The 3,101-nt window shown below is 48.1% G+C and carries 3 protein-coding genes; all 3 read left to right on the top strand.

Annotated features, from left to right (window positions below; genetic code table 11):
* Positions 1-310 (top strand): ATP-binding cassette domain-containing protein (locus tag ACYC56_RS13820; RefSeq protein WP_461374754.1); only part of this gene is annotated, 310 nt, incomplete at its 5' end.
* Positions 310-2,118: an AMP-dependent synthetase/ligase gene (locus tag ACYC56_RS13815; RefSeq protein WP_461374753.1), complete on the top strand. Its 1,809-nt coding sequence runs from the start codon at positions 310-312 to the stop codon at positions 2,116-2,118. The genes ACYC56_RS13820 and ACYC56_RS13815, both read left to right, overlap by 1 nt.
* 185 nt (positions 2,119-2,303) lie before the next feature.
* Positions 2,304-3,101 (top strand): branched-chain amino acid ABC transporter permease (locus tag ACYC56_RS13810; RefSeq protein WP_461374752.1); only part of this gene is annotated, 798 nt, incomplete at its 3' end.

Genomic DNA, 3,101 nt, shown 5'->3' with positions numbered 1-3,101 from the left:
CAAACCAAAGCTGCTGATGTTGGATGAGCCTTCTCTGGGCTTGGCACCCCTGGTGGCCCGCAATGTCTTTGAGGCCCTGGAAAAGATCAGCAAGCTGGGAACCACCATACTCCTGGTAGAGCAAAATGCCAAACTAGCTTTAAAAATTGCCAATTACGGGTATATTCTGGAGGCCGGTCGAATTGTCCTGAAAGGAACCTCGAAAGAGTTGATGGAAAACGAAGATGTTCAAGAATTGTATTTGGGCCTGGGACAAGAAGCGGCTTCCTCCAAGGGGTGGCGGCTCTACAAGAAAAGAAGGAGGTGGTAATGCATCAGGGGGTCGTGCACTTTCCAGAATTATTTTTCCGCCAGGTAGAACGGTTGCAAGAACGGGTGGCCCTGCGAAATAAGGATTACGGGATCTGGAAGCGGGTTTCCTGGAATGAATATGGGCGAAAGGTCCGACAGGTAGCTGCCGGACTGATGGCCTTGGGGGTGGAACCGGGAGACCGGGTTTCCATCCTGGGTGAAAACCGGCCCGAATGGCTGATCTGTCATCTGGGGACCATGTCCAGCGGGGCGGTTACCTGTGGGATTTATCCCACCTCGGCACCGGACCAGGTGGCCTATGTGGTGGGTCATTCCGAGTCCAAGGTCCTGTTTATTGAAAATGAAGAACAGGTCGATAAGATCCTTCAAATCCTGCCTGATTTGCATACAATTAAACAGATTATTATCTGGGACCCTAAGGGACTCTGGGGGTTTTCAAAAGAAAAAATAATTTTTTTCGACCAGTTCATGAAAGAAGCCCAATCCTTTCTGGATAATAATCCCCGCTGTGTAGAAGAGCGCCTGAGTCAACTGAAGGGCGATGATACGGCCATGATCATCTATACCTCCGGAACTACCGGGCGTCCTAAAGGGGCTATGATCAGCCATCGCAACATCCTGGGTTTGACCGAATCTTTTGTAACGGTCAATAAAGGCTTTGAGACCGATGAAGTAGTCTCCTATCTTCCCTTGGCTCATATTTATGAAAATCTCATCTCTCTGTTTCAGGCTATTTGGAGCGGGTGCAGGGTTAATTTTGTGGAGAGTATCGATACGCTCCCGGAAAACCTGCGCGAGGTCTCCCCTACGGTTTTTGCCAGTGTCCCCAGGATATGGGAGAAGTTTGCCTCCATGATTGAGATCCGCATGTCCGACTCCACCATCCTGAAAAAAGCCCTCTACCGTCTGGCCATTGGCGTAGGGATGAAGTATATTCGAACGCCCAAGGGTTCAAAGGAACATCGCACCTGGGCTCTACTCTATTGGCCTTTATACTGGCTGGTCCTTTATCATTTGCGACGCCAGCTTGGATTTGAAAGGGTCCGTCTGGCCATTTGCGGGGCGGCACCGGCCTCTCCCGAGCTTTTTGAATTTTTCAACGCCCTGGGGATCCCTTTGCGTGAAGGCTATGGACAGACTGAATCCACCGGCGTTATCGCCCTCCAACGCCTGGAACGCCCCCGCTGGGGTTTTGTGGGGGAACCGATTCCCGGGGTTGAAGTCAAGATCGCCGAAGATGGGGAGATCCTGGTCCGGGGAGTGGGGGTTTTTAAAGGTTATTTAAAGGATCCCGAACTTACGGCCGAGACCATCAAGGACGGCTGGCTCTATACCGGTGATGTCGGCCTCATGGATGAAGGTTATCTCAAAATCATGGACCGGAAAAAAGACATCCTGATCACTGCCGGCGGTAAGAATATCACACCGGCTTATATTGAAAATAAGCTCAAGTTCAGTTCTTATATCCAGGATGCCGTTGTTATCGGTGACGGGCGCAAATTTCTTGTGGCCCTGATTCTGATCGATGAAGACAACGTCAATAAATATGCCCAGGACAACCGTATTCCTTTTACCACTTTTGAAAGTTTGACCCAGAATCCCGAGGTGGTCAAATTAATTGATCAAGAAGTGGCCAAGGTCAACACCACGCTGTCCCAGGTGGAATCGATAAAAAAAATTGCTTTACTGCCCAGACGTTTTTATGAAGAAGACGGTGATGTCACCCCGACTAAAAAGGTCAAACGCCGTTTCCTGGAAAAACGATACGCTGATTTAATTGAATCTCTGTATAGGGGAAGAAACTGATGCAGAATGGGGTATTGAGGAGTTAGAAATTTTTTTTGTTGGAGTACTGGAGTGATGCATTAAAATCCAATACTCTAATACTCCATACTTCCCAATACTTCAGTACTCCAACATTGCAGGTTGGACAGGCATTATCCTGTATCAGGCCTCTTGCCTCGGTTATCTCTTTTTAAGGGTGAATATTTATGGACTTGATTGAAAGCTATAAAGAAGACTTGCGTCTGATCGGGCGTTTTGGAACAGGATTCTGGGTCGTCCTGTTACTGGTTGGCCTGATCCTGCTCCCTTGGTTTGCCAGAGAGTATTGGGTTTATGTGGCCACCTTGATATTCATCTATTCCATTGGAATACAAGGGCAGAATATTCTAATGGGCTATACCGGCCAAATATCCTTCGGTCAGGCCGGTTTCCTGGCTATTGGAGCTTTTACCTACGGGCATCTTTCTCTAATGGGCAGTCCCATCCTGGTTAATCTATTTTTTTCTGGACTGTTGGCCGGTATTTTCGGGATATTGATCGGATTTCCTTCGCTTCGACTAAAAGGGCCCTATTTGGCTATCGTCACCCTCGGGTTCGGCATTGCCGTCTATCAGGTTTTTGTCAACTCGGAAATCCTTTCCGGCGGCCGGATGGGTCTTACAGTCCAAAAACTGCAACCCGTCTTGGGCCTGAGTCAGGTCACCACTTATTATTATTTCAATTTTATTTTGGTTTTTCTTTTTACGCTGACCTCTTACAATCTGATCTCTTCTTTTGTAGGCCGGGCCTTCATTGCCATAAGAGACAATGATATCGCTGCCGAGGCTATGGGAGTGAATCTAACCCGGTATAAGCTCCTTTCTTTCGCCGTCAGTTCTTTTTATATCGGAGTACAGGGTGGATTATTCGCTTTGTTGATGGGATACCTGGAACCGAATATGTTTACCTTCCTGGAAACGATCACTATATTTGTGGCGGTGATTATCGGAGGCCTGGCCTCGGTG

The organism is Candidatus Aquicultor sp. (assembly GCF_054640775.1).
The sequence above is the reverse complement of the archived record's forward strand: the minus strand, read 5'-3'. Positions and strand labels throughout refer to the sequence as shown.

Bases quoted from the DNA above. Each gene is read 5' to 3' on its own strand.
- ACYC56_RS13815 (WP_461374753.1), top strand. From the start codon at position 310: ATGCATCAGGGGGTCGTGCACTTTCCAGAATTATTTTTCCGCCAGGTA.